We start from the raw sequence: 25,320 nt of genomic DNA, 5'->3' as shown, positions 1-25,320 counted from the left end.
CGAGACGTTCGGTGATGGACGCGTAGCGCATGCGGTGTTCTCCCGTTTTCATTGTTTTGTGTTTCCGATCGAGGTGCCGAGCAGCGCTTCGACCGACGACATGGCGATGGCGACCAGTTCGCCCTCGCGAAAGAGGTCGCCGGCAAGACATCCTTCGATCCAGAGGCCGTCAACCAGCCCGTTGATGGCGATGGCGAACGCCCGGCAGGTTTCTGCATCCGCAGGCTTGCCCTTTGCCGCCAGAAAGTCGGCAAGCAGATCCTGCAGGGTATTGCGGAAGGCGATGTAGCCTTCGCGGTGGATCTCCGACAGCACCGGATCGACCCTGACCTGGCTGATGAAGGCTGCCCAGAGCGAGATGCTGCGGCTGTCGGCAACCGGCTCGGTCAGGTTGATGGCGATGAAGTCGCGAAGCCGTGTTTCCGGATCGCCTTCGACCTCACTCGCCTTCTCGGTCAGGGAGGCGATGACGGCCCGATAAGCCTCGGCGACCATCTGGTCCTTCGATTCGAAATAATGGCGCACCAGCCCGGCCGTCACGCCGGCCCGGATCGCGATCTGCCTGACCGTCGCGCCCTTCAGCCCGAATTCCGAAATGCAGTCGAGCGTCGCCTCGATCAGTTCCTGCCGACGTTCGCCTTCCGGGGCGCGATGAAAGCTGCGCCGGTTCATGCCGCGGGCACGGTCGGCAAAGGCTTCGGCCGGAACGGGAACATGGGCTTCTCCTTCGGGAAATCGGGGCTCGGGGCGGGCGTCAAAAAATCGACGATACGTATTATTATACGCTTGAATAATAGCTGCACAAGTGCAACCATGCCTCTCAACAAAACCGTGACAGGACAAAGATGCCGCACGGAAAACGACAGGGGAACTGTTTTGATGCGGACAACAAAAGCTCGCAGAGCCATGGGAGCAGCGCGCCGATGACGGATGCGGCCCAGGCAATCGCGGTCACTGACCTGCACAAGCGTTTCGGGCCATTGGAAGTGCTGAAAGGTGTTTCGCTCACGGCGAAGCAGGGCGACGTGATCGCCATCATCGGCGGCAGCGGTTCCGGCAAATCCACCTTCCTTCGCTGTATCAATCTGCTCGAACTTCCCTCCGCTGGCACCGTCAGCGTGCATGGCGAGAAGATCAAGATGAAGTCCGACGGTCGCGGCGGCCTGGTGGCGGAGGACCGCCGCCAAGTCCAGCGCATCCGCAGCCAGCTCGGCATGGTGTTCCAGAGCTTCAACCTCTGGCAGCACATGACCATCCTCGAAAACGTCATCGAGGCGCCGATCCATGTGCTCGGCAAGCCGAAGGCCGAAGCGATCGCGACGGCCGAAACGCTTCTGAAGCGCGTCGGCCTCTACGAGAAGCGCGACGCCTACCCGGCCTTTCTCTCCGGCGGCCAGCAACAGCGTGCGGCGATTGCCCGGGCGCTCGCCATCCAGCCGCTCGTCATGCTCTTCGACGAGCCGACCTCGGCGCTCGATCCCGAACTCGTCGGCGAAGTGCTTTCGGTCATCGGTGACCTTGCCCGGGAAAAGCGCACGATGATCCTCGTCACCCACGAGATGAAGTTCGCGCGCGACGTCGCCAACCACATCGTCTTCCTGCACAACGGCGTCATCGAGGAACAGGGCCCGCCAGAGGCCATCTTCGGCGCACCGAAATCGGAAAGGCTCAAGAAGTTCATCAGTTCCATTCACTGAATTCCAGAATGCTAAACAACCAAAAAGGGGAACAGCATGAAGAAGGCATTGAAAGTCCTGGCCGTTGCGGCGGCAATCGCCGTCAGCGGCGGCGTCGCGGCGTCCGCGGAAGCGCTGAAAGTCGGCGTCGCCGCCGAGCCCTACCCGCCGTTCACGGCGCCGGATGCCAGCGGCAAGTGGGAAGGCTGGGAAGTCGAGTTCATGAATGCGATGTGCGCCGAGGCCAAGCTCGAATGCGTGATCACGCCGGTCGCCTGGGACGGCATCATTCCGGCGCTGACCTCGAAGAAGATCGACATGATCATCAGCTCGATGTCGATCACTGACGAGCGCCTCAAGACGATCGATTTCTCCGACAAGTATTACAACACCCCGACCGGCATCATCGGCACCAAGGGTGTCGACATCAAGCCGACGCCGGAAGGCCTCAACGGCAAGACGCTCGGCGTACAGGTCTCCACGGTCCACCAGGCCTATGCTGCCAAGCACTTCGCGCCGGCGGGCGTCGAGGTCAAGGAATACCAGACGCAGGACGAGGCCAACAACGACCTCGCCGCCGGTCGTCTCGACGCCGTACAGGCGGATGCGATCGCGCTCAAGGCCTTCCTCGCGACCGACCAGGGCAAGGAATGCTGCGACTACAAGGGCGAAGTCGCCGAAGACGTCGCAGTCATCGGCCCGGGCGTCGGCGTCGGTCTGCGCAAGGGCGAGACCGAGCTCAAGGACAAGGTCAACGCCGCGATCAAGGCGATCCGCGACAACGGCACCTACGACACGTTCTCGAAGAAGTATTTCGACTTCGACGTCTACGGCAAGTAAGGCGCGACCGGCCGGCGATGGACCCGTCATGGCGCTCGTGTCCCAGGGGCACGTGCACCATGACAGCCGCCGGCCCTTGCCATCGGAGTACGACGCATGGCTGCGGATTCGCTCGTCAATTGGGGCCTGCTCTCGCTTTCAGCACCCGGCTGGGGCGGCGTGCTGTTGCAGGGCTTCTTCAATTCCATCCAGATCGCCGTCGGCGGTTTCTCGCTCGGACTGGCGCTCGGCGTCGGCGGCGCCTTCGGCAAGCTCTATGGCGGCCCGGTGCTGCGCGACCTGCTCGAATGTTACACCACGATCGTGCGCGCCGTGCCCGAGCTGGTGCTGATCCTGTTGCTCTATTATGCCGGCACCGACCTGCTCAACCAGGTGCTTGGCCTGTTTGCCATCGGTCCCGTCGACATCAGCGGCCTGATGGCCGGTATCTTCGTGATCGGCGTGGTGCAGGGGGCCTATTCGACCGAGGTGCTGCGCGGCGCGATCAAGGCGGTGCCTGCGGGGCAGATCGAGGCGGCACGCGCCTACGGCATGTCGCCGACCAAGGTCTTGCGACGCATCACCCTGCCGGCGATGCTGCCCTATGCCATTCCCGGCCTTTCCAACCTCTGGCTGATCGCCACCAAGGATACCGCCCTTCTCGCGGTCGTCGGCTTTAGCGAGCTGACGCTGGTCACGCGCCAGGCCGCAGGCACGACCAAGGCCTATCTCCTGTTCTTCCTTGCCGCCGGCGCGCTCTATCTGGCGCTGACGCTCGTCTCCAACGTCTTCATCGGCATGCTCGAACGCCATGCCCGACGCGGTTTTGCGGTGAACCGATGACCGACGAAACCACCCACGCCGTCGCCTTTACGCCCGAAGACCTGCCGACGGCCAAGAGTTTCTTCGTGCCGCATCGCATCGTCATGATGCTGGTGTTTGCCGCCTTCGTCGTCGCCGTCGCCGTCTTCATGCGCTGGGACTGGCTGCCGCGCTACCTGCCGCGGCTCGGCTGGGGCATTCTCGTCAGCCTCATGATGCTGTTCAGCACGGCAATCCTCGGCTTCCTGCTGGCGGTGCCGATCGGCCTCGTCCAGGTGACGGGGCCGTGGTTCCTGAAGCTGCCGGCAAAAATCTTCTGCACCGTTATTCGCGGCACACCGCTGCTCCTGCAGCTCTGGCTGCTCTATTACGGGCTCGGCTCGCTGTTCCCGCAGTTTCCGGCGATCCGCCAGTCCTTCCTCTGGCCCTATCTGCGCGAGGCCTGGCCCTATGGCGTGGCGGCGCTGACCATTTCGTTCGCAGCCTATGAGGGCGAGGTCATGCGTGGCGCCTTTGCCGGCGTGCCGCCGGGTGAGCTGGAGGCGGCGAAGGCCTATGGCATGGGCCGCTGGACGATGTTCCGCCGCATCTGGCTGCCGCGCGCCATCCATCGGGCCCTGCCGACGCTCAACGGCGAAACCGTGTTGCAGCTGAAATCGACGCCGCTGGTCGCAACGGTCACCGTGGTCGACGTCTATGCCGTCATCTCCAAGGTCCGGCAGGAAACCTTCCTCACCTACGAGCCGCTGCTCCTGCTCGCGCTCATCTACATGTGCCTCACCGGCATCCTGGTGGTGGCCTTCCGCACGTTCGAAAATCGCATACCAACCCGTGGTGCCTGACATGAAACTCTCCCCCTCGATCACCAACGCCATGCCGGAACTGGTTGCCATCCGCCACGACCTGCATGCCCATCCCGAGCTTGGTCTTGAGGAGACGCGCACTTCCGCCTTCATCGCGGACCATCTCAAAAGCCTCGGTTACGAAGTGACGACAGGCCTTGCCAGGACCGGCGTCGTCGGCACGCTCAGAAACGGTACGGGCACGCGATCGATCGGCATTCGCGCCGACATCGACGCCCTGCCGATCCTCGAGGAAACCGGGCTCGACTATGCCAGCACGACTAAAGGATTGATGCATGCCTGTGGCCATGACGGCCATACGACGATGCTGCTGGGTGCTGCGCGGGCGCTTGCCGAACGACGCAATTTCGACGGCACCGTCCACCTGATCTTCCAGCCCGCCGAGGAGAATTTCGGCGGCGCCAAGATCATGATGGACGAGGGCCTGTTCGATAAATTTCCTTGCGATGCCGTGTTTGCGCTCCACAATGAGCCCGGTCTGCCCTTCGGCCAGTTTGCCCTTCGCGAAGGCCCGATCATGGCCGCCGTCGACGAAGCGCGCATCACCGTGCACGGGCGCGGCGGACACGGCGCCGAGCCGCAGGAAACGGCCGATCCCATCGTTTGCGGCGCGGCGATCGTCATGGCGCTGCAGTCGATCGTTTCACGCAACATCCACCCGATGGACCCGACCGTCGTCACCGTCGGCGCCTTCCATGCGGGCTCGGCCAGCAACATCATTCCCGAGCGCGCCGAGATCGTCGTCGGCATCCGTTCCTTCGAGCCTGACGTGCGCGACGAACTGGAACGCCGCATCCGGATGATTGCCGAGGCGCAGGCGACAAGCTTCGGCATGCGCGCGACCGTCGACTACCAGCGCAGCTACGACGCGACGATCAACCACAAGGCGGAGACCGATTTCGTGCGCGATCTTGCCGTTCGCTTTGCCGGTGCCGACAAGGTCGTCGATCTCGCCCGTCCCTTCATGGGCAGCGAAGACTTCGCCTACATGCTCAAGGAACGGCCAGGCACCTACTTCTTCCTCGGTTCGAAGGTCAGTGACGACGACAGGCCGCTGCACCACCCCGGCTACAATTTCAACGACGGCTTGCTGCCGATCGGTGCAGCCTTCTGGACCGAGCTTGCGGAAGCCTATCTGCCGGTGCGCTGAGCGGCGAGAAGCGCCGCACCAATATGCCGCAGCGCAACATTGCCGCAGTGTGACAACGTGGCGGCCGCGCCGTCATTGACGTTTGACAAATTTGGAGCAGATTCAAGCGCATGCTGAAACGCCAGTGCAGACACCAGGTTTGCGCCGGACGTCGGCCAAGAAAAGTCCCCTGATCGACGAGCGATCACCGGACGAATGATGCAGCAGCCAGAGCGATACGGCCCGCGTCAGCGACGCGACGCGTCCGTATGTCTGAAAGGATTGCGCCCGTGTTTGAAAGTTTCGATGCGACCCTGCTCGCTCGCTTCCAATTTGCCTTCACCGTCTCGTTCCACATCATCTTTCCCGCCTTCTCGATCGGGCTCGCGAGCTATCTCGCAGTGCTCGAAGGGCTGTGGCTTTGGAAGAAGGACGAGGTCTATCTCGAACTCTTCAATTTCTGGAAGACGATCTTTGCCGTCGCCTTCGGCATGGGCGTCGTCTCCGGCATCGTCATGTCCTACCAGTTCGGCACCAACTGGAGCGTCTTTTCCGACAAGGCCGGACCGATCATCGGGCCGCTGATGGGCTATGAGGTTTTGACCGCCTTCTTCCTCGAAGCAGGCTTCCTCGGCGTCATGCTTTTCGGCCTCAACCGCGTCGGGCCAAAACTGCATTTCCTCGCGACCGTCATGGTCGCCATCGGCACGCTGATTTCGGCCACCTGGATCCTTTCGGCGAACTCCTGGATGCAGACGCCGGCGGGTTTCGCCATGAATGAGGCCGGGCAGTTCGTTCCTGTCGACTGGTGGGCGATCGTCTTCAACCCATCCTTCCCTTACCGCCTGACCCACATGGTGCTTGCCGCCTACCTGACGACAGCCTTCGTCGTCGGCGCCTGCGGCGCCTGGCATCTCATTCGCAAGACGGCGCCGCGCCGGGCGCGAAAGATGTTCTCGATGGCAATGTGGATGGCGGCGATCGTCGCGCCGATCCAGATCTTTGCCGGCGACATGCATGGCCTCAACACGCTGGAACACCAGCCGGCCAAGGTGATGGCGATGGAAGGTCACTACCAGAGCCATCCCGACGGCGCGCCACTGATCCTTTTCGGCATCCCGAACTCGCCCGAAAAGCGCGTCGACTACGCCATCGAGATCCCGAAGCTCTCGAGCCTGATCCTGAAACACGACCTCAACGCGCCGCTTGCCGGGCTCGACACCATCGCCGAAGAACTTCATCCCCCGGTCGGCATCGTCTTCTGGTCCTTCCGGGTGATGGTCGGCCTCGGCTTTGCCATGCTCGGCATCGGGCTCTGGTCGCTGTGGTGTCGATACCGCGGTACGCTCGACAGCAATGTCTGGCTTCACCGGGCCGCAATCGCCATGGGGCCGGCCGGTTTCGTCGCCGTGCTCGCCGGCTGGGTCACCACCGAGGTCGGGCGCCAGCCCTATACCGTCTATGGCCACCTGCTGACAGCCAATTCGGTGGCACCGATCGCGGCTCCCGCCGTTGCCGCCTCGCTGATCGCCTTCATCATCGTCTACTTCTTCGTCTTCGGCGCCGGCACCTTCTACATCCTCAGGCTGATGGCGCGATTGCCGCGCGATCCGATGCCCGATCTCGATGAGGGACCGCTTCGCAGTTCGGGCATCATGCCCGGCCCCGCCATCCACAGCAGCCACGCCAACACACAGGGAGGCCGTCATGGAGTTTGACCTGCCGTTCATCTGGGCCGGGATCATCGCCTTTGCGGTGCTCGCCTATGTCATTCTCGACGGCTTCGACCTCGGCGTCGGCATTCTCTTCCCGTTCTTTCCGGAAAAACACGATCGCGACGTGATGATGAATTCCGTCGCACCGGTCTGGGACGGCAACGAAACCTGGCTGGTCCTCGGTGGCGGCGGGTTGATGGCGGTGTTTCCGCTCGCCTACGCCACCATCCTGCCGGCGCTCTACGCCCCCATCATCGCCATGGTCATCGGCCTCATCTTCCGCGGCGTGGCGTTTGAATATCGCTGGCGCACGCGGCGGGCGGAATATCTCTGGAACTGGGCCTTTTCCGGCGGCTCGATGCTGGCCGCCTTCGCGCAAGGCATCACCCTCGGCGCTCTCGTCCAGGGCATCCCGGTCGAAAACCGTGCCTATGTCGGCGGCTGGTGGGACTGGCTGACGCCGTTTTCGATCATGACCGGCATTGCCGTCATCGTCGGCTATGCACTGCTCGGCGCCACCTGGCTGGTCATGAAGACCCACGGCGATCTCGCCGAACGGGCCCGCGATCTGGCGTTCAAATGCTCCTTCGCCACCGTTGGCGCCATGGGCATCGTCAGCCTGTGGACGCCGTTCCTGGAGCCACAATACCTGGAACGCTGGTTCGGATTTCCGACGGCGATCTTCAGCGTGATCGTGCCGGCCCTCGTACTTGGCTGCCTCTACGCGCTGATCACGGGCATCCGCAATCGCCACGACAGACGGCCGTTCATCGCGGCGCTCGGGCTTTTCGTGCTTGGCTATGCGGGCATAGGCATCAGCTTCTACCCCTACATCGTGCCGCCCTCGCTGACGATCTGGGACGCGGCAGCCCCTGAGGCAAGCCTGTCCTTCCTGCTTGCGGGCGCCCTCGTGCTCGTGCCGATCATCCTTGCCTACACCGCCTATGCCTACTGGGTGTTCCGCGGCAAGATCGATCCAGAGGAGGGCTATCATTGACCGGTGAAAGCGGAACCGGCCGCAAGCTTCTCTGGTTTGTCGGCCTCTGGTGCGCAGGCGTGGCGGCGGTCACCGTCGTCGGCCTCGCCATCAAGCTGATGATCGGCACGTAAGCGAGACCCGAAAAAGCCTCGCTCAAGCTTGGCCGGCTAAGTTCTCTCAACACGTCAGCAGGCGATCGCCACAGACGGAGACAGGACCGCACCCTCCTCCCCTGCCACGCGATCGCCTGCTGAGGTGACCATCTTCCAGGGCGCCAGCTGCGACCCTGTTGCCCCTTCCAAGAAAGCTCGACGTTTGTTAGCAGTGCGCCGCAAGAGCGCCCCGCTTAGCCGAGCCGAGGGACGCTCGAACATCCTGAACCGCCCGCAAGGGTCGCGGCTCGGGCAATCGGACGAGACAGATGCAAAAGACCCCCGCGCAGTGCAACACCATGGCCGACGTTCGTGCCGAGATCGACCGGCTCGACCAGGCGCTGATGACGCTGTTTTCCGAACGCTGGGGCTACATCGACCGGGCGGCCGAAATCAAACGTCCGCTGAAGCTGAAAGCCGACATTCCGGCGCGTGTCATGGAAGTGCGGGAAAACGCGCGCAAGAACGCCGCGCGCTTCAATCTCGACCCGGATTTCTACGAGGATATCTGGGCGCGGCTAATTACCCACGCGATCGCCCACGAGCAGAAGCTGCTGGGCGAAACGGGCGACGCGTAGCCACCCGCTTCGAACGGCGATCCAAGGTCAGCGACCGAGGATGTAACGCTGCAGGCGGTCGGCCGCCTCGCGCACGTGCCCCGGATCGCGCAGGAAGCAGGCGCGCATGAACAGCGAGCCGCCGTCGCCAAAGGCCGTTCCCGGCGCCAGGCCGACACCCGTCTTGTCGACGATGTCGATTGCGGCGGCACGCGAATTCGTAACCCCATCAATCTTCAGGAAGGCGTAGAGCGCGCCATCGGGTTTGAGCGTTTCCACCCGGTTGGTGGCAATCAGTGCGTCGCAAAAGACATCGCGGTTCGCGGCAGCCTTGGCAACATTGGCATCGACGAAGGCGTCGCCTTCATCGAGCGCAACCACGGCGCCGCGCTGCATGAACTGGGCGACACCCGACGTCGAGTACTGCACCAGGTTCTCGAACACCTGGCCGATCTCGGGCGGAGCCACGATCCAGCCGACGCGCCAGCCGGTCATCGACCAGTTCTTCGAGAAGGAGTTGACGAAGAGGATGCGGTCACCTTCCTCCATCACATCGAGGAAGGACGGCGCGCGGGCACCGGTATAGCAGTAGAGCGCGTAGATCTCGTCGGCGACGATCCAGAGGCCGTGCCTGCGCGCCAGGGCCAGGATCGCAGCCAGTTCCTCGCGCGTCGCCGTCCATCCCGTCGGGTTCGACGGCGTGTTGATGAACAGCGCCTTCGTCTTCGGTCCGATCGCGGCCTCTAGCCGCTCCAGGTCGAGCTGCCACTTGCCGTGCTCGAAGCGCAGTTCGACAGAGACCGGTCGCACGCCGGAGAGATCGACAGCCGCAGCGAAATTCGGCCAGGCCGGCGTCAAAAGCACCATCTCGTCGCCCGGTGAAGCGATCGCCTCGATCGAAAGCTTGATCGCCTGCATGCCCGAACCGACGACATAGAAGTGCTCCGGCGACAGGGTCTTTTCGAAACGCCTCTGATAATAGCGCGAAAGCGCCTCGCGCAACGGCGGGATGCCGCGCTGCCATGTGTAGAACGTTTCGCCGCCGGTGAGCGCTTCGCGCGCAACGTCGCTGATGAAGGCCGGCGTCGGCAGGTCGCCCTCACCGACCCAGAGCGGGATCAGGCCGTCGCGTCCGCGGGCATAGTTCACCACCTCGACGATGCCGCTTTCCGGAGCCGCGATCGCGCGGGGGCTGATGGTGCTCATGAAGGTCATCGACGGGCTCCGGATCAGATCGATCCCGGATCCCCAAGATCATCGTGAAAGATTTCAATGGATTAGAACATGGTAGAACCGCCTGCGGCCGCCCATTCCTTGCGCTTTTCCATCGCTTCTAGCCGCTTTCGCTAGGGCGATCACGCGACTTTATCTGACCGGTTTATCGATTTCTGTGATGTTTCGCGGCCCCGTGGGGCGGGGCCGCGATGAAAGGATCACGCGCGCTGCTTCAGCAGGTCGCGGATTTCGCCGAGAAGCAGAATGTCTTCCGGCGGCGGTGCGGCCGGCGCTTCGTCCTTCTTCTTTTCCATCGAAGCGCGCATGCGGTTCACGGCCTTGATCATCAGGAAGATGATCCAGGCCAGGATCAGGAAGTTGATGAGCACGGTGATGAAGTTGCCATAGGCAAAGACGGCGCCCTGCTGACGGGCGGCGGCGAGCGACGTCGCGGTCACGTTGGCCGAAAGCGGCAGGAAGTAGTTGGAGAAATCGAAGCCGCCGCCTGTGAGCGCGCCGACGATGGGCATCACGAGATCTTCCACGACCGATGTGACGATCTTGTTGAAGGCGGCGCCGATGATCACACCGACCGCGAGATCCATCACATTGCCGCGGGCAATAAACTCCTTGAACTCATTCAGCATGCGTCTCTCCGTAGTATCCCCGTTGAAAACGACCGCCGGCGCTGTCCCGCGCTGCAACCGTTTACGGAAACTAAACCAAAGCCGTCAGCGAGAAAACCTTTCTTTGCCTTTGATCAAATCGCACCCGATAAGATGCGCGCGCCAGGTGGCATGCGCCGGCGTGGGCGGCTTTCGCGTGCCGGGCCTTGGACTTAAGACTCATGCGCGGGCAATTCTCAACCCGGCGCACTTATCCTATGCTTGTCCCCGGAGGAGTGAGGCATGCTTTCGGGTTCGGTCATCTTTGCCTCGGCCTTCGCCTATCTGCTGCTGCTGTTTGCGGTGGCGAGCTATGGCGACCGGCGGGCCAGGAGGAACAGCGCTGCGCTGAAGGGCAGACCGCTCGTCTATGCGCTGAGCCTTGCGATCTATTGCACCTCCTGGACCTATTTCGGCGGCATCGGGCTCGCAGCCGAGCGCGGGCTCGAATTCACCGGCATCTATATCGGGCCGATCCTGATGTTCACGCTCGGCATGCCGCTGATCCGCAAGATCGTCCGGCTGGCCAAGACCGAAAAGCTGACATCGGTCGCCGACTTCATCGCCGCGCGCTACGGCAAGAACCCGGCAGTCGCCGCGATCGTCGCGCTGATCTCGCTGGTCGGCGCCATTCCCTATATCGCGCTGCAGCTGAAGGCCATTTCGAGCTCGGTCGCAGCCATGATCAACACCAGCGACTACGGCATCGGCGCCGGGCAGAGCTTCATCGACCTGCCCTTGCTCGTTACGCTGTTCCTTGCGTGTTTCGCCATCGTCTTCGGCACCCGCCACACCGACGCCACCGAACATCAGGACGGGTTGATCCTGGCGATCGCGATGGAATCGCTGGTCAAGCTCGTCGCGCTCGTGACCGCCGGCTTCTACATCGTCTTCGTGATCTTCAACGGTCCCGCCCATCTGTGGTCGCTCGCCCAGCAGAGCCCGGCCGTCCAGCAGGCATTGTCCTACGAGACCCCGATCGCGCGGTGGATCCTTCTGATCGTCACCTCGGCCTTTGCGATCATCATGCTGCCACGGCAGTTCCATGTGACCGTCGTCGAAAACCGCACCGAAGGGGAGCTTCGCACCGCCGGCATCCTCTTTCCGCTTTATCTGGTCGCGATCAACCTCTTCGTGCTGCCGATCGCGATTGCCGGCATTCTGACCTTCTCCGGCACCGGCGACTCCGATCTCTACCTCTTGACGCTGCCGCTTGCCAACGACCTGCCGGTGTTGACGCTCATCACCTTCATCGGCGGCTTCTCGGCAGCGACCGCCATGGTGATCGTCGCCTCCGTTGCGCTGTCGATCATGATTTCCAACGACATCGTCATGCCGGTGTTCCTGCGCCGCAATCTCAGCCAGCGCGGCGGCTTGCAGGAAAACCTGGCGGGAACGCTGCTCAACATCCGCCGCTCGGCGATCTTCGCCGTGCTTTTGCTCGGCTACGGCTACTACCGCTCGGCCGACATCAGCGCCGGCCTCGCCTCGCTCGGCCTCTTGTCCTTCGTCGCCATCTCGCAGATGGCCCCGGCGCTGCTCGGCGGCCTCGTCTGGCGCCAGGCCAATGCACGCGGCGCCATCTGCGGCATGGTCTCAGGCTTCCTCGTCTGGGCCTATCTGCTGTTCCTGCCGAGCCTCGGCGGGCCCGACAACTCGCATGTGGCAACGACGGTCTTGAGCTTCCTGTTGCCGTTCACCGACATGTTCTCCGGCAGCGACGCCGACCCGCTGGTCAACGCGACGATGCTGAGCCTGCTCGTCAACTGCACCACCTATGTTCTCGCGTCGCTGACGCGCACGCCAAAGCCGATCGAACGGTTCCAGGCCGGCGTCTTCATCACACGGCGGTCGCGCACAGAAGGCGCCTTTCGCGGCCGCAAGACCAAGGTGACGGTGCGCGATCTTAAGGCGACGATCGCCCGCTACATGGGGGCCGAGCGCATGCAGCGCTCGTTCCACACCTATGAGCGCCAGTCCGGCCGCTGGCTCGACGAGAATGCGCCGGCCGACATGGCGGTGGTGCATTTCTCCGAACAGCTGCTTGGAAGCGCCATCGGCTCGTCTTCGGCCCGCCTGGTTCTGTCGCTGCTCTTGCAGCGCGGCGACGACACTTCGTCCGACACCGCCTGGCTGCTCGACCAGGCGAGCGAGGCGCTGCAGTACAATCAGGACATGCTCAACACGGCCCTTGCGCAGATGGACCAGGGCGTCGCCGTTTTCGACAATGGCAACAACCTGATCATCTGGAACCGGCGCTTCCGCCAGCTCCTCGATCTGCCCGAGGCTGCCGGCCAGGTCGGCGTGCCACTCGCAGAGATCGTCGCGATCCTCACCAGGCGCGGCGATATCCGCAAAGATGAGGAGAAGGGGCTGATCGCCAACTTCCTGACGCTCGACAAACCCTTCCTGCTCGAGCTCGGCAACGGCGAACGCATCATCGAAGTGCGCACCAACGCCATGCCGGACAAGGGCATCGTCACCACCTATACCGACATCACCCAGCGCGTTGCCGCCGACATGGCGCTGAAGCAGGCGAACGAGACGCTGGAGCTTCGTGTTGCCGAGCGCACCGGCGAGCTGACCCGGGTCAACAAGGAACTGGCCGAGGCGCGAGCAGCGGCGGAAGAAGCCAATATCGGCAAGACACGGTTCTTCGCGGCCGCCGGCCACGACATCCTCCAGCCGCTCAATGCCGCGCGGCTTTACTCCTCATCGCTGGTCGAGCGGCTCGGAGAATCCGACAACAGCACGCTGGTCGAAAACATCGATTCTTCGCTCGAATCGGTCGAGGCGATCCTCGGTGCCGTGCTCGACATTTCGCGCCTCGACACCGGCGCGATGAAGGCGCGGGTGCAATCGGTCCCGCTCGGCGACCTGCTCAGGCGCGTCGAGACCGACTTCGCGCCGATGGCACGAGCCAAGGACCTGAAGCTCGTCGTCATGCCGACATCGCTGGTCGTGCGCAGCGACCCCAACCTCTTGCGCCGTGTCGTGCAGAACCTGGTGTCCAACGCCATCAAGTACACGCTCACAGGCAAGGTGCTCATCGGAGTGCGCCGGCACAAAGGGGTGGCGACCATCGAAGTGCTCGATTCCGGCATCGGCATTCCCGCGTCCAAGTTCCGCACCGTCTTCAAGGAATTCGCCCGCCTCGACGAGGGCGCCCGGACAGCCTCCGGCCTTGGACTTGGCCTTTCGATCGTCGACCGCATCTCGCGCGTGCTCAACCACCCGGTCAGCCTGCAGTCGACACTGGGCAAGGGCACGGGCTTCAAGGTCACCCTGCCGCTCGACGCAACCGCCGGCGAACGCGTCGCCGTCCGTCCGGTTTCCGCAAGCAAGGCGAGCGAAGCGCTGAACGGCCTGCGTGTGCTTTGCATCGACAATGAGCCGCGGATCCTCGAAGGCATGCGGGTGCTGCTTTCCGGCTGGGGTTGCGTCGTCACGACGGCGGAATCGGTCGCCGCCTGCGCCGACCTGGTGATGGAGGCGGGCGGGCGTCCGCACGCGGTGATCGCCGATTATCACCTGGACGACGGCACTGGGATCGAGGCCATCGCAAAAATCCGGGCGCAATGCGCAGAGGCCATGCCGGCCCTCCTGGTGACCGCCGATCGCTCACCGGAAGTGCGCGCGGCAGCCGAGCGGGACGGGGTCGCGATCCAGAACAAGCCGGTGAGACCCGCGGCGATGCGCGCCTGGCTGACGCAGCTTTCAACGGCAGCGCGGGCTGCCGCGGAGTAGCGGCACCGGCTGTAAGCGAGCAAAAAAGAGACAAAATGCGCAAAGCCGCCTGTTCAGGCGGCAGCGACAGTACCGATCTTCGACAGCTGGATGACGGCCTGCGTGCGGCTGTCGACGTTCAGCTTCAGGAGAATGGCCGAGACATGCGCCTTGATGGTGGCCTCGGAAACACCGAGCTCGTAAGCGATCTGCTTGTTGAGAAGCCCTTCGCCGAGCATGCTGAGCACCCGCGACTGCTGTGGGGTCAGGGTCTGCAGGCGCTGAAGCAGGTCGGCGACCTCGGGCTCGTAGTCCTGCGCCTGATCATAGCCGGCCGGTACGAAAACCTCACCGGCCATCACCTTCTCGATGCCATCACGGATCTCCTCGATCCCCGCCGACTTCGACAGGAAGCCGGATGCGCCGAGGTCGAGCGCACGATGGATCGTAGCCGGATCGTCATGGGCGGAAACGACCATGACCGGAAGGCTCGGAAATTCGGCACGAAGCGCAATCAGCCCCGATAGGCCGCTGACGCCGGGCATGGTCAGATCGAGAAGGATGAGGTCGGCGTCCGGATGATCGGCGGCCGCCTTGCGAGCGGCGGCAAAATCGCCGGCCTCGACGATGCCGGGAGCGCCCTCGGCACCGCTCAACGCCTGGCGCATCGCGCCGCGAAACAGCGGATGGTCATCCGCGATGATGATGGTCGTGTCCGGTGTCATGCCGCTCCCTCCCAAGAGCTTGGCCCGAGACCCATGCGCCCCCACGCACCGATCTGCGTCCGCATGGCCGATCCGGCTTCTCAGGTCTTTTGCGGCTCCTGTGCGGGATCGCTGCCTTCGAGGTCCTTCACGATGTCCATGAACCTGCGCATCATTCTTTCCATGATGCCCATTGCGCGGTCAATCTCTTCCTCTGCCGGAAGATCCTGTTTTGCAACGCTGTCACCGGATTTCGCGGCCTTTTCCAGAACCTCGACCCGCTTCGTCAGCAGGTCCAGTTCCTGTTCGAACGCGGCACGTTCATCGGCGGCCATGCGGCAGACAAGCTGGGCATCCTTTTCCTGGCAGAGCGACACTTCGCCGGTCTGTGTGTCGAGCCGGGCTATGCCGGTTTCCGACTTCTGCATGCTGTAGCGACCCGGCGCCGGACCTTCAGCGCCGGCGCTGCCGGCAAAGGCAAAACTCGTACCGATCAGAAGCAGGACAATAGCACGTTTCATGACTTCCTCTCCCTTGCGATTGGCTGCGGAACGTCTTGCGACGCATGGACGGGAAGAGCGAAATTGATCTTCACCAAGGATTATGCGCGAATCGACGTCCTTGCGCGATGGACAATCGCCGATATTTGCGGCAAGGCCACGACAGAAGATTACGGGGACAGACGGGCACCATGAGTTCCATCATCTACAAGATCGTTCCGGCTTCGCTGTGGCAGGAAGCCAAGCGCAGCGGGCGTTTCGACGGTGCACCCGTCGACCTTGCCGACGGCTTCATCCATTTCTCGACCGCGGATCAGGCGATCGAGACCGCGGCCCGGCATTTCGAGGGACAGGAAGGCCTGCTGCTCGTTGCCATCGATGGCGACGCACTCGGCGAGGAACTGGTCTATGAACCCTCGCGCGGCGGCGCCCTTTTCCCCCATCTCTATGCCCCTCTCTTCCTGTCGGCCGTCGTCTGGGAAAAGCCCCTGCCGCTTGGCACCGACGGCCTGCACATCTTCCCGGACTTAGACGCATGAACCCATTTACCAATCTTGCCCGTCGCGGCCTTTTTCTGTTCGACCCAGAGGCCGCGCATGGCCTGTCGATCAAGGCGCTGAAGACCGGGCTGGTCCCGAACTGTCCCGCCGGGACCGACAAGCGGCTTTCCCAGACGATTGCCGGCATCACGTTCCCGAACCCGGTCGGCATGGCCGCGGGCTACGACAAGAACGCTGAGGTACCGGAAGCGCTTTTGAAGATCGGCTTCGGCTTCACCGAAATCGGCACCGTGACCCCGAAGCCGCAGTCGGGCAACGACAAGCCGCGCATCTTCCGGCTGGTCGAGGACGAAGCGGTCATCAACCGCCTCGGCTTCAACAATGAAGGCCATGGCGCAGCCTTGGCGCGGCTGAAAGCCTGCTCGCGCGATGCGCTGATCGGCGTCAACATCGGCGCCAACAAGGACAGCGCCGATCGCATCGCCGATTATGTCAGCGGCATCCATACGTTCTATTCGGTCGCCCGCTACTTTACCGCCAATATCTCATCGCCGAACACGCCGGGTCTGCGCGACTTGCAGGCGCGCGAGAGCCTCGCAGCCCTGCTTTCGGCCGTGATTGCCGCGCGTGACGAAGAGGCATTGCGCAGCAACCGCCGCGTTCCGGTGTTCCTGAAGATCGCGCCTGATCTCACCGAAGAGGGCATGGACGATATCGCTTCCGAGGTGCTTGCCCACGATCTCGACGGCCTGATCGTCTCCAACACGACGCTGTCGCGCGACGGATTGAAGGACCAGGCCCAGGCGAAGGAAGCCGGCGGTCTTTCCGGAAAGCCGCTGTTTGAAATATCGACCGCTGTGCTTGCCCGCATGCGCAAGCGCGTCGGGCCGAAGCTGCCGATCATCGGCGTTGGCGGCATTAGCTCAGCGGAGACGGCGGCCGAGAAAATCCGTGCCGGCGCCGATCTGGTGCAGCTCTATTCCTGCATGGTCTACGAGGGTCCGGCGCTGCCCGGCCGCATCGTGCGCGGCCTCTCCGCTCTTTGCGATCGCGAGAAGCTCACCTCGATCCGCGACATCCGCGACAGCCGCCTCGATTACTGGTCCGGCCGGAACGTCTGACGGGCCTTTGCCGGAATGCGCGACAGCAGGAACAGGCCGCGCATCAAAAGGAACAGGTTGAGGCCCGCCCACAGGCCGTGATTGCCGAAGGCGGGTATCAGCACGGCGAGGGCCGCGACATAGCCGACAAAGGCCGCCATCATCATGTTGCGCATCTCGCGCGACCAGGTGGCGCCGATAAAGACGCCGTCCATCAGGAAGGCGAGCGCGCCCGTCATGGCCGTGACGGCCGCCCAGGGCAGATACTCGTAGGCCGCAGCGCGAACATCAGGCGCCGTCGTCAGCAGATCGATGAGCGCGTCGCCGAAGATGAGGAAGGCAACCGTCGTCACCAGCGACAACCCCAGCGACCAGGCGGCCGTGAGCCTGAGCGCCCGGTCGAAGGCCGGGCGATAATGGGCGCCGATCGAGCGGCCGATCAATTGCTCCGCGGCATTGGCGAGACCGTCGAGATAATAGCCGGCAACCAGAAAGATCGTCATCAGCACGGCATTCGCCGCCAGCGTCACCGGTCCGAAGGCAGTACCGATGCGGGTCATCAGCGTGAAGGCCGCCAATAGCACGAAGGAGCGGATCATGATGTCGCGGTTGAGCCCGAAGAGCGGCTTCAGCCGTTCGCGGTCGAAGATCTCGGCCCAACCAGGAGCGTCCCTGGCGTCAAACCGGCCATAGACGATGGCAAAGCCGACGAGCGCGCCGATCACCTCTCCCGTCACCGTCGCGAGCGCAACGCCCATCACGCCCCAGCCGAGAACGAGACCGAGCAGGATCGACAGCACGATGTTGATGCCGTTGATCAACGTCTGCAGCATCAGCCCGATCGTGCCTTCGCCGCGCCCGAGCACGAAGCCGAGGATGGCGTAGTTGGCGAGCGCCGCCGGGCCGGAGAGGATGCGACAGAGAAAATAGGTGCTGGTGACGGCAGCCACTTCCGGCTCAGGCCCCATCAGCCACAGGCCTCCGGACAAAAGCAGGGGCGAGACGAGAACGCTGACCGAGCCACAGATCAGCGCGATGATCAGCGAGCGCCAGAACACCGCCTGCTGTTCGCGCCGATCGCCGCGGCCATAGGCCTGGGCGACAAGGCCGGTGGTGGCGGCGCGCAGGAAATTGAAGGTGGTGAAGATCAGGTCGAAGATGATGGCGCCGATCGCAAGCCCGGCGAGCAGTTTCGCCTCACCCATCCGCCCGACGACGGCGGTATCGACGAGGCCGAGCAGCGGCGTGGTCAAAAAACCGAGGGTCATCGGCAGCGCGATCGCGAGGATCAGCCGGTGGGTGACGTGGAAGGGGCCGGCGGTTTCGCTCGGCGAAGCGGGAGAAGCGGCGGTCATCGAACGGTCCGGCGTGTTGGGTAAGTGATGACCGTTTTAGGGAATGATCATGGGAGGATGCAAGTCGTGCTGGCAGCTGAATTGCAACGGACACATGTCCCGATCAGTGTCCGCCAAGGCCCCTCACCCTAACCCTCTACCCGCACGCGAGGAGAGGAACGTGACAAACGCAACGTCACACCCCTGACACTGGTCGGAGGATAGTCCCGCCAGCTGTCATGGTGGATCGAAAGAGCGCATCAATCCGCCTTCTCCCCGCTTGGTCGGGAGAAAGTCCCGGCAGGGGGATGAGGGGCAGAGGTCTAAATTGGTCGCGGCCGGATCAGCCTGACAGCACCATCGCCCAGAACGGGCGGTTGCCGGAGGCCGCATTTTGGGCGACAGCGACGCCCAGGCCACGGTAGTTGCCGAGCATGTTTTCGAGATGCTTGGGCGACTTGTACCAGGCGTCATAGGCGCGCTCAGCGTCGTCCTGGCCCATGGCAATGTTTTCGGCAGCCGGAAGCGTCACGCCCTGGCCCTTCATCCGGTCGTAGAAACTGTCGTTCCAGCCGATCAGATGCTGCATCTTGCCTGATTTGGCCATGCGCGCGGCCTGGCTCATGGCGGCGACCGAGGCTGCGCGGTCCGGGACGAGCGGCGTCAGCCCCCTGCCCTTTCTGAGCTTGTTGACGTAGCCGAGGCTCGCCTCGGTCTGGTCGCTGCCGGTGCCGCTTTCGGGCGAAAGCACCTGCGACGTGGTGCAGCCGGCAAGTGCCGCGATCGAGAAGATGGCGGTCGCCCGCAGCAGGCCGCGGCGTTCGATCAGGAGAAAACGGTCCTGCATCGTCAACGCCTGAAGCTCAGCACGCGCAGGATGACGAAGGCCGGAACGACGATCACGGCGCCGAGCAGCAGGTAGTCGCCGACCCGACCGAGGGCCGAAAACCCGGTGTACCAGAGGTCGAGCAGGAAGTTCTTCACGGCGAAGTAGATATCGGTCGGATACCAGCCGAACATTCTCATCACGAAGCCGACAAGGATCGACACCACGATGAGCTTGATCAGCACGCGCAGCGGCGAGTCGCCCAAAAATCTGTTCATTCCGTCCGACATCCGCGAACTTCTCCTGTTTGTCTTCACATAAGCCGCGATCGGCGCGGTCGCAAGTCGCGGGACACGGCACGCTGCGCTCAAGCCCCTGGTCACGCCAGATTCCGCTTGTATTTTGCCCCATCCGGCGTCAGAAGCGCTGATCGCAACCAACATCTCACATTGATGACGCTCAACCAGCTCTCCTCCGGCGACCTGATCGCCGACCGCCGCGCCGACTACGCAAAAATGCTTGCCGAGGGCGGCGAGCCCGACAGCGCGGCCGAACTCATGGCGCAGGCGCTGGAACGGGCGCCGGACTGGGCTGCCGGCTGGTTTCGGCTGGCGGACTATGAGGAAAAATCTGGCCGGAAAGAGGCGGCGATCGAAGCGCTCAGAAAAACCCTGGCGTTGACACCCGAAGATATCTTCGGCGCTGGCCTCAAACTGGCGCTGCTCGGTGCGGTCGAGGTCCCCGAGCAGCCACCGAGCCTCTATGTCGAGCGCCTGTTCGACGACTATGCCGACCGCTTCGACCAGGCGCTGGTCGAAAAGCTCGGCTACACCGTGCCGCAGAAGCTCGCAGCCCTGATCCTAAGCCACACCGGGGCGCTGATCTTCGAGCACGTGACCGATCTCGGCTGCGGCACCGGCCTTTTCGGCGAACGCATCCGGGATCAGGCGCACTTCCTCGAAGGCTTCGATATTTCCGTCAACATGCTCGCCAAGGCCGAGGCGAAATCCACCTACGATCGGCTGGCCCGTGCCGATCTTTCGCTTGCACCCGATGCCTCAGGCATCTTCGGCAATTTTGCCGCCCGGCGCGCCGACCTCGTCAGCGCCGCCGACGTGCTGATGTATCTCGGCAATCTCGACAGCGTCTTCGACATCACGACACAACTGCTCGCCGGCAACGGATACTTCGCCTTCTCGGTCGAAGATGCCGGCGACGTCGAGGATTTCGTGCTGCGGCCATCGTTGCGCTACGCCCACAGCGACGCCTATGTCCGCTCTCTTTGCGCCAACCATGGACTTGACCTGATGGCGACGGAACGCGCCGTCATCCGCATGGACGCGGGCGAACCGGTCTTCGGCATCCTGTTCCTGGCGCGCAAGCCTGCATAAAACGCAAGGCAGGGTCGCAAAAATAGGTCAGCATAACTGACATATTTTTCTTGATTGTTTTTGTGCGTTGCAGCATTGCTTTGCCATCGCAATCGAGGATTTGCCATGGCCCAGCTCAGCAGCGTTTTCGGTCTCTGGAACACCAGCCCGACCCGGCACACGGCCGTAGAGGATCTGCAGGGTATCTTCACCGGCAGCCTGATTGCGGCACTCGGGCTCTATTTTCTCGCCAGCGCCGGTCTGCTCACCGGCAGCACGGCAGGCGTCGCGTTCCTGCTACACTATGCCTTCGGCATCAATTTCGGCCTTGCCTTCTTCCTCTTGAACCTGCCGTTCTTCTATCTGTCCTGGAAGCGGCTCGGTCCGGCCTTCACGGTGAAAACCTTCATCGCCATCGGCGTCACCTCGTTCCTCACCGACATCCAGTCGCGGCTCTTCCAGATCGGCGACATTCATCCGGCCTGGGCGGCGCTTCTCGGGGGGCTGCTTCTCGGCTACGGGCTGCTTGCGCTCTACCGCCACCGCGCCAGCCTTGGCGGCGTCGGAATTCTCGGCATCTACCTGCAGGAGCGCTTTGGCATTCGCGCCGGCCTCGTGCAGCTCGCAATCGACATGGTCGTGCTGGTGATCGCCTTCGGCGTCACCTCGCCCACGGTCGTCGCCTGGTCGGTGCTTGGCGCGGTCGTGCTCAACCTGTTCGTCGCCATCAACCACCGCGCCGACCGCTACATCGCGCTCTGAAGCGCCGTGCGTTCCCATGAACGCACGTGGCGCTCCAGCGCGACGCAGATAGCCCCGAAGCGGACCTCGGGGCTATCTGGATTTTCACGCACGCGGCGTTAGGCAGCCATGACCGGCTGATCGACGGGATGCTGCGACCGCAGGCCGACAGCGACCCGGTTCCAGACATTGATGACGCCGATCGCCATGGTGATCTTGGTGATCTCCGCCTCGCTGAAATGCGCGCGCAGCGGCTCGAAATCCGCATCGGGCGCACCGGTCTGGGCAAGGTTGGTCAGCGATTCCGTCCAGGCGAGCACCGCCCGCTCGCGCGCGTCATAGATCGGCGATTCCCGCCAGGCGCAGATCAGGTGAATCCACTGTTCGCTCATGCCGGTGTGGCGCGCCTCTTTCACATGCATGTCGATGCAATAGGCGCAGCCGTTGATCTGCGAGGCGCGCAGTTTGATCAGGTGGATCAGGCGCGGCTCCAGGCCCGATTCCTTGATGATGTAGCTGTCGAAAGCCGCAGCAGCCTTGTAGGCATCGGGAGCGGCTTTGACGAAGTTGAAACGCGGCTGCATGGACTTCTCCTTGGGTTGAAATGGATTTGTTTTTCAGGCGCTGGCGGCCGACTTGCGTTCGTGGATCGCCAGAAAGGCGTTTGTCCTTGCTGAAATGCTGCCATCATCCTTGGAATTGAGGTCGTCCAGGATGCTGGCGATGGTGACCCGCCTGAGTTCGGCGCGATAGGCCTGCTCGGCCTTCAGCATCGCGACATTGATCGTGCAGGGTGCTGTCGGCTTGCAGGCATAGGGGTTGGGGCCGCGCAGACGGATTTCGTTGCAGCGGAAAGCCGGCTCGGGACCTTCGACCGCGAGCACGATATCGAGCAGGGTGATCCCTTCCGGCATACGGGCAAGGCGATAACCGCCCTTCGGGCCCGGCACGGCCTCCAGCAACCCTGCCCCGGACATCGCCTGCAGATGCTTCAACAGGTAGCTCGTGGACACGCCGTGGAACTCGGCAAGGGCTGCCGCCGACAGCGTGCTGCCCGACTGAAGACAGCTCAGCATCGTCACGCTGTGAATGGCCTGCTCGACCCCATCTCCGAGTTTCATGACGACCTCCTTAATCGTGGATAATTTTTATCTACGATCTAAACGCGAGTCAACCGGGTTGCTCTCGTGTTGCGGGCGGGCTTCTCTTTTGCCGGATTTGATCTACCTTTGTTCTCCGTGAACAGGATCGATTCCAGAGAGCCGCAGGGCGATGCCCTGACCCTGCCCGCCCCCTTTCTCAGCTGGTTCGGCGAAAAGGGCTGGCGGCCGCGCGCCCACCAGCTGGATCTGCTCGCGCGCGCCGAGGCCGGCGAAAGCACGCTGTTGATCGCGCCGACGGGCGCCGGCAAGACCTTGGCTGGCTTCCTGCCGTCGCTGGTGGACCTCACCCGCCGCGGCAAGATCCCGCCGGGATCGGCTTTTGTCGGGATCCACACGCTCTACATCTCGCCCTTGAAGGCGCTCGCCGTCGATATCGAGCGCAACCTGATGAAGCCGGTCAGCGAGATGGGCCTGCCGGTGCGCGTCGAAAACCGCACCGGCGACACGCCGACCGCCAAGCGCCAGCGACAGAAACTCAATCCGCCCGACATCCTTTTGACGACGCCGGAACAGCTGGCGCTGCTGCTCGCCAACGGCGAGGCGCAGCGGTTCTTCGGAAATTTGCGCTACGTCGTCTTCGACGAGCTGCATTCGCTGGTCACCTCCAAACGCGGCCATCTGCTGTCGCTCGGCCTTGCGCGGCTTCGCCGCCTTGCGCCTGGCCTGCAGACAATCGGTCTTTCGGCCACCGTCGCCGACCCGATGGACCTGCAGCGCTGGCTCGCGCCGCAGGAGCCGGACGCGAACAATCACGCCGGCCTCGTTCAGGTAAAGGGCGGGGCCAAGCCGCAGATCACCATTCTGAAGACCGAAGAACACGTGCCCTGGGCCGGCCACTCGGCGCGCTACGCGATCCCCGACGTCTACGCCGCAATCAAGGAGCACGGCACGACCCTGCTCTTCGTCAACACCCGCAGCCAGGCAGAGCTTCTGTTCCAGGAGCTCTGGACCAACAACGACGACAATCTGCCGATTGCGCTGCATCACGGCTCGCTCGACGTTGCCCAGCGCCGCAAGGTCGAGGCGGCGATGGCCGAGAACCGATTGCGCGCCGTGGTCGCCACCTCGACGCTCGATCTCGGCATCGACTGGGGCGATGTCGATCTGGTCGTCCATGTCGGAGCGCCCAAGGGCGCGAGCCGCCTCGCCCAGCGCATCGGCCGCGCCAACCACCGGATGGACGAACCGTCAAAGGCGATCCTGGTGCCGGCCAACCGCTTCGAGGTAATGGAATGCCAGGCGGCCCTCGACGCCAATTATGTCGGCGCCCAGGACACGCCGCCGGTCGGCAAGGGCGCGCTCGACGTGCTCGCCCAGCACGTGCTTGGCATGGCTTGCGCAGCACCCTTCGATCCGCTCGACCTCTACGACGAGATCACCACCGCCTCGCCCTATGCTACGCTTTCCTGGGAGACCTTCGAACGGGTGATCGATTTCGTCGCGACCGGCGGCTATGCGCTGAAGACCTATGAGCGCTATGCCCGCATCCGCAAGACCAAGGAAGGGCTCTACCGCGTCTCCAATCCGCTGGTGGCGCAGCAGTACCGCCTCAACGTCGGCACCATCGTCGAATCGCCGATGCTGAACGTCCGCATGGTCAAGCGCAATGCGCGCGGCTCGCTCGGCCGCGGCGGCATGCCGCTCGGCAAGGTCGAAGAATATTTCCTCGAAATGCTCTCCCAGGGTGACACCTTCATGTTCTCCGGCAAGGTGCTGCGCTTCGAGGGCATCCGCGAAAGCGAGTGCCTGGTCAGCCAGGCCTTTACCTTCGATCCGAAGGTGCCGAGCTATGCCGGCGGCAAGTTTCCGCTCTCGACCTATCTGGCTGAACAGGTGCGCCGGATGCTTGCCGACCCGGCGCGCCGGGCCGCCCTGCCGGAACAGGTGCGCGACTGGCTGTCCCTGCAGAAGGACGTCTCGATGCTGCCACGCGAGGACGAGCTTCTGATCGAGACCTTTCCGCGCGGCAGCAAGCATTACATGGTCATCTATGCCTTCGAGGGGCGGCTGGCGCACCAGACGCTCGGCATGCTGCTCACCCGCCGCCTCGACCGCGCCGGGCTGAAGCCGCTCGGCTTCGTCGCGACCGACTACTCGCTCGCCGTCTGGGCGCTCGACGACCTTGGCGCCACCTTCGACTTCAACCGCGGCGCGCTTGCCGACCTCTTCGACGAGGACATGCTTGGCGACGACCTCGAAGCCTGGCTGAACGAGTCCTTCCTTCTGAAACGCACCTTCCGCAATTGCGCCGTCATTGCCGGCCTCATCGACCAGCGCCATCCCGGCAAGGAAAAGACCGGCCGGCAGGTGACTGTCTCGGCAGACCTCATTTACGACGTATTGCACGCGCACGAGCCCGACCACCTGCTGCTCGAAGCGACCCGCAACGATGCGGCGACAGGGCTTTTGGACATCGCCCGGCTCGGGGATATGCTGAAGCGAATCAAGGGCCACATAACCCATCGCCGGCTCGACCGGATCTCGCCGCTGGCCGTGCCGGTCATGCTGGAGATCGGCAAGGAAGTGATCCAGGGCGAAGCGCAGGACTTCCTGCTTTCGGAGGCGGCCGACGACCTGATCCACGAGGCGATGGGCTACGATGCGGATCGATAGGAAAGACGATTTGGGAACGAGCAGTCTGTCGCATCGGGTGGCTTACCTCCCTTCGGGAGCGATGTCGCGTCCGGCGGCTTACCCCCCTCTGGCCTGCCGGCCATCTCGCCCACAAGGGGGGAGATTAGTTGCGGCACGCCTCCCCCACCCA

The 25,320-nt window shown here is 63.5% G+C and carries 24 protein-coding genes; 14 read left to right on the top strand and 10 right to left on the bottom strand.

Features of this window, described 5'->3' with window-relative positions; all coding sequences use genetic code 11:
• Positions 1 to 48 precede the first annotated feature (48 nt).
• Complete coding sequence (locus VGO12_RS15280) at positions 49 to 672, bottom strand: TetR family transcriptional regulator C-terminal domain-containing protein (protein ID WP_327513593.1); 624 nt, start codon at positions 670 to 672, stop codon at positions 49 to 51.
• A gap of 251 nt (positions 673 to 923) precedes the next feature.
• Between VGO12_RS15280 and VGO12_RS15275 the strand changes: the two genes are divergently transcribed.
• The 8 genes from VGO12_RS15275 (at position 924) to VGO12_RS15240 (ending at position 8,733) form a co-directional block, all read left to right on the top strand.
• Complete coding sequence (locus VGO12_RS15275; protein ID WP_327513592.1) at positions 924 to 1,697, top strand: ABC transporter ATP-binding protein; 774 nt, start codon at positions 924 to 926, stop codon at positions 1,695 to 1,697.
• Between the two features lie 36 nt (positions 1,698 to 1,733).
• A complete protein-coding gene (locus tag VGO12_RS15270) occupies positions 1,734 to 2,516 on the top strand; it encodes a transporter substrate-binding domain-containing protein (protein WP_327513591.1) in 783 nt (260 codons plus the stop codon).
• Positions 2,517 to 2,612: 96 nt separating this feature from the next.
• A complete protein-coding gene (locus VGO12_RS15265; protein WP_327513590.1) occupies positions 2,613 to 3,338 on the top strand; it encodes an ABC transporter permease in 726 nt (241 codons plus the stop codon).
• The gene (locus tag VGO12_RS15260; RefSeq protein ID WP_327513589.1) at positions 3,335 to 4,159 is read left to right on the top strand and encodes an ABC transporter permease; all 825 of its coding nucleotides are present in this window, start codon (positions 3,335 to 3,337) and stop codon (positions 4,157 to 4,159) included. The genes VGO12_RS15265 and VGO12_RS15260 overlap by 4 nt, the downstream gene beginning before the upstream one ends.
• Position 4,160: 1 nt before the next feature.
• Positions 4,161 to 5,330 (top strand): M20 aminoacylase family protein, encoded by a 1,170-nt coding sequence (locus VGO12_RS15255; protein WP_327513588.1) that lies wholly within the window; start codon positions 4,161 to 4,163, stop codon positions 5,328 to 5,330.
• Between the two features lie 269 nt (positions 5,331 to 5,599).
• Positions 5,600 to 7,027: a cytochrome ubiquinol oxidase subunit I gene (locus VGO12_RS15250; protein WP_327513587.1), complete on the top strand. Its 1,428-nt coding sequence runs from the start codon at positions 5,600 to 5,602 to the stop codon at positions 7,025 to 7,027.
• Positions 7,017 to 8,021, top strand: coding sequence for a cytochrome d ubiquinol oxidase subunit II (cydB, locus tag VGO12_RS15245; protein WP_327513586.1), 1,005 nt, complete (start codon positions 7,017 to 7,019; stop codon positions 8,019 to 8,021). Before VGO12_RS15250 ends, cydB begins: the two co-directional genes overlap by 11 nt.
• 403 nt (positions 8,022 to 8,424) lie before the next feature.
• The gene (locus tag VGO12_RS15240; RefSeq protein ID WP_327513585.1) at positions 8,425 to 8,733 is read left to right on the top strand and encodes a chorismate mutase family protein; all 309 of its coding nucleotides are present in this window, start codon (positions 8,425 to 8,427) and stop codon (positions 8,731 to 8,733) included.
• 27 nt (positions 8,734 to 8,760) lie between these two features.
• Here the strand turns inward: VGO12_RS15240 and VGO12_RS15235 are convergent, their stop codons facing one another.
• A complete protein-coding gene (locus VGO12_RS15235) occupies positions 8,761 to 9,927 on the bottom strand; it encodes a pyridoxal phosphate-dependent aminotransferase (protein WP_327513584.1) in 1,167 nt (388 codons plus the stop codon).
• A 218-nt stretch (positions 9,928 to 10,145) separates the two neighbouring features.
• The gene (gene mscL / locus VGO12_RS15230; RefSeq protein ID WP_034797082.1) at positions 10,146 to 10,574 is read right to left on the bottom strand and encodes a large conductance mechanosensitive channel protein MscL; all 429 of its coding nucleotides are present in this window, start codon (positions 10,572 to 10,574) and stop codon (positions 10,146 to 10,148) included.
• 261 nt (positions 10,575 to 10,835) lie between these two features.
• Between mscL and VGO12_RS15225 the strand changes: the two genes are divergently transcribed.
• On the top strand, positions 10,836 to 14,339 hold the full coding sequence (locus tag VGO12_RS15225) for a PAS domain-containing hybrid sensor histidine kinase/response regulator (protein ID WP_327513583.1): 3,504 nt from the start codon (positions 10,836 to 10,838) through the stop codon (positions 14,337 to 14,339).
• A gap of 53 nt (positions 14,340 to 14,392) precedes the next feature.
• Here the strand turns inward: VGO12_RS15225 and VGO12_RS15220 are convergent, their stop codons facing one another.
• Positions 14,393 to 15,043, bottom strand: a complete 651-nt coding sequence (locus tag VGO12_RS15220; protein WP_327513582.1) for a response regulator transcription factor — start codon at positions 15,041 to 15,043, stop codon at positions 14,393 to 14,395.
• A gap of 80 nt (positions 15,044 to 15,123) precedes the next feature.
• Positions 15,124 to 15,543: a hypothetical protein gene (locus VGO12_RS15215; RefSeq protein WP_327513581.1), complete on the bottom strand. Its 420-nt coding sequence runs from the start codon at positions 15,541 to 15,543 to the stop codon at positions 15,124 to 15,126.
• A gap of 170 nt (positions 15,544 to 15,713) precedes the next feature.
• Between VGO12_RS15215 and VGO12_RS15210 the strand changes: the two genes are divergently transcribed.
• Positions 15,714 to 16,061, top strand: coding sequence for a DUF952 domain-containing protein (locus VGO12_RS15210; protein ID WP_327513580.1), 348 nt, complete (start codon positions 15,714 to 15,716; stop codon positions 16,059 to 16,061).
• Positions 16,058 to 17,143 carry a quinone-dependent dihydroorotate dehydrogenase gene (locus tag VGO12_RS15205; protein ID WP_327513579.1) on the top strand — a complete coding sequence of 362 codons (1,086 nt, stop codon included), beginning with the start codon at positions 16,058 to 16,060 and terminating at the stop codon, positions 17,141 to 17,143. The genes VGO12_RS15210 and VGO12_RS15205 overlap by 4 nt, the downstream gene beginning before the upstream one ends.
• Here the strand turns inward: VGO12_RS15205 and VGO12_RS15200 are convergent.
• From VGO12_RS15200 to VGO12_RS15190, 3 genes are all read right to left on the bottom strand, one after another.
• Positions 17,119 to 18,477: an MATE family efflux transporter gene (locus VGO12_RS15200; protein ID WP_327513578.1), complete on the bottom strand. Its 1,359-nt coding sequence runs from the start codon at positions 18,475 to 18,477 to the stop codon at positions 17,119 to 17,121. The two genes, VGO12_RS15205 and VGO12_RS15200, sit on opposite strands and share 25 nt — an antisense overlap.
• A 322-nt stretch (positions 18,478 to 18,799) precedes the next feature.
• Positions 18,800 to 19,303 (bottom strand): CAP domain-containing protein, encoded by a 504-nt coding sequence (locus VGO12_RS15195; RefSeq protein WP_327513577.1) that lies wholly within the window; start codon positions 19,301 to 19,303, stop codon positions 18,800 to 18,802.
• Positions 19,304 to 19,305: 2 nt separating this feature from the next.
• The gene (locus VGO12_RS15190; protein ID WP_327513576.1) at positions 19,306 to 19,572 is read right to left on the bottom strand and encodes a DUF6460 domain-containing protein; all 267 of its coding nucleotides are present in this window, start codon (positions 19,570 to 19,572) and stop codon (positions 19,306 to 19,308) included.
• A 162-nt stretch (positions 19,573 to 19,734) separates the two neighbouring features.
• Between VGO12_RS15190 and VGO12_RS15185 the strand changes: the two genes are divergently transcribed.
• Positions 19,735 to 20,673: a methyltransferase gene (locus VGO12_RS15185; RefSeq protein ID WP_327513575.1), complete on the top strand. Its 939-nt coding sequence runs from the start codon at positions 19,735 to 19,737 to the stop codon at positions 20,671 to 20,673.
• 105 nt (positions 20,674 to 20,778) lie between these two features.
• A complete protein-coding gene (locus VGO12_RS15180; RefSeq protein WP_327513574.1) occupies positions 20,779 to 21,414 on the top strand; it encodes a YitT family protein in 636 nt (211 codons plus the stop codon).
• A 98-nt stretch (positions 21,415 to 21,512) separates the two neighbouring features.
• Here VGO12_RS15180 and VGO12_RS15175 read toward each other — a convergent pair whose 3' ends face one another.
• On the bottom strand, positions 21,513 to 21,977 hold the full coding sequence (locus VGO12_RS15175) for a carboxymuconolactone decarboxylase family protein (RefSeq protein WP_043622424.1): 465 nt from the start codon (positions 21,975 to 21,977) through the stop codon (positions 21,513 to 21,515).
• A 33-nt stretch (positions 21,978 to 22,010) separates the two neighbouring features.
• Positions 22,011 to 22,514 (bottom strand): Rrf2 family transcriptional regulator, encoded by a 504-nt coding sequence (locus VGO12_RS15170; RefSeq protein ID WP_327513573.1) that lies wholly within the window; start codon positions 22,512 to 22,514, stop codon positions 22,011 to 22,013.
• A 108-nt stretch (positions 22,515 to 22,622) separates the two neighbouring features.
• On the opposite strand from VGO12_RS15170, the gene VGO12_RS15165 reads away from it, so the two are divergent.
• Positions 22,623 to 25,169 (top strand): ligase-associated DNA damage response DEXH box helicase, encoded by a 2,547-nt coding sequence (locus tag VGO12_RS15165; RefSeq protein WP_327513572.1) that lies wholly within the window; start codon positions 22,623 to 22,625, stop codon positions 25,167 to 25,169.
• The last annotated feature ends 151 nt before the right edge of the window (positions 25,170 to 25,320 follow it).

It is taken from the genome of Ensifer sp., assembly GCF_035999135.1.
Classification (GTDB): Bacteria; Pseudomonadota; Alphaproteobacteria; order Rhizobiales; family Rhizobiaceae; genus Ensifer.
Note: the sequence above shows the minus strand (reverse complement) of the source record. Positions and strands in the feature narration are given on the sequence as shown.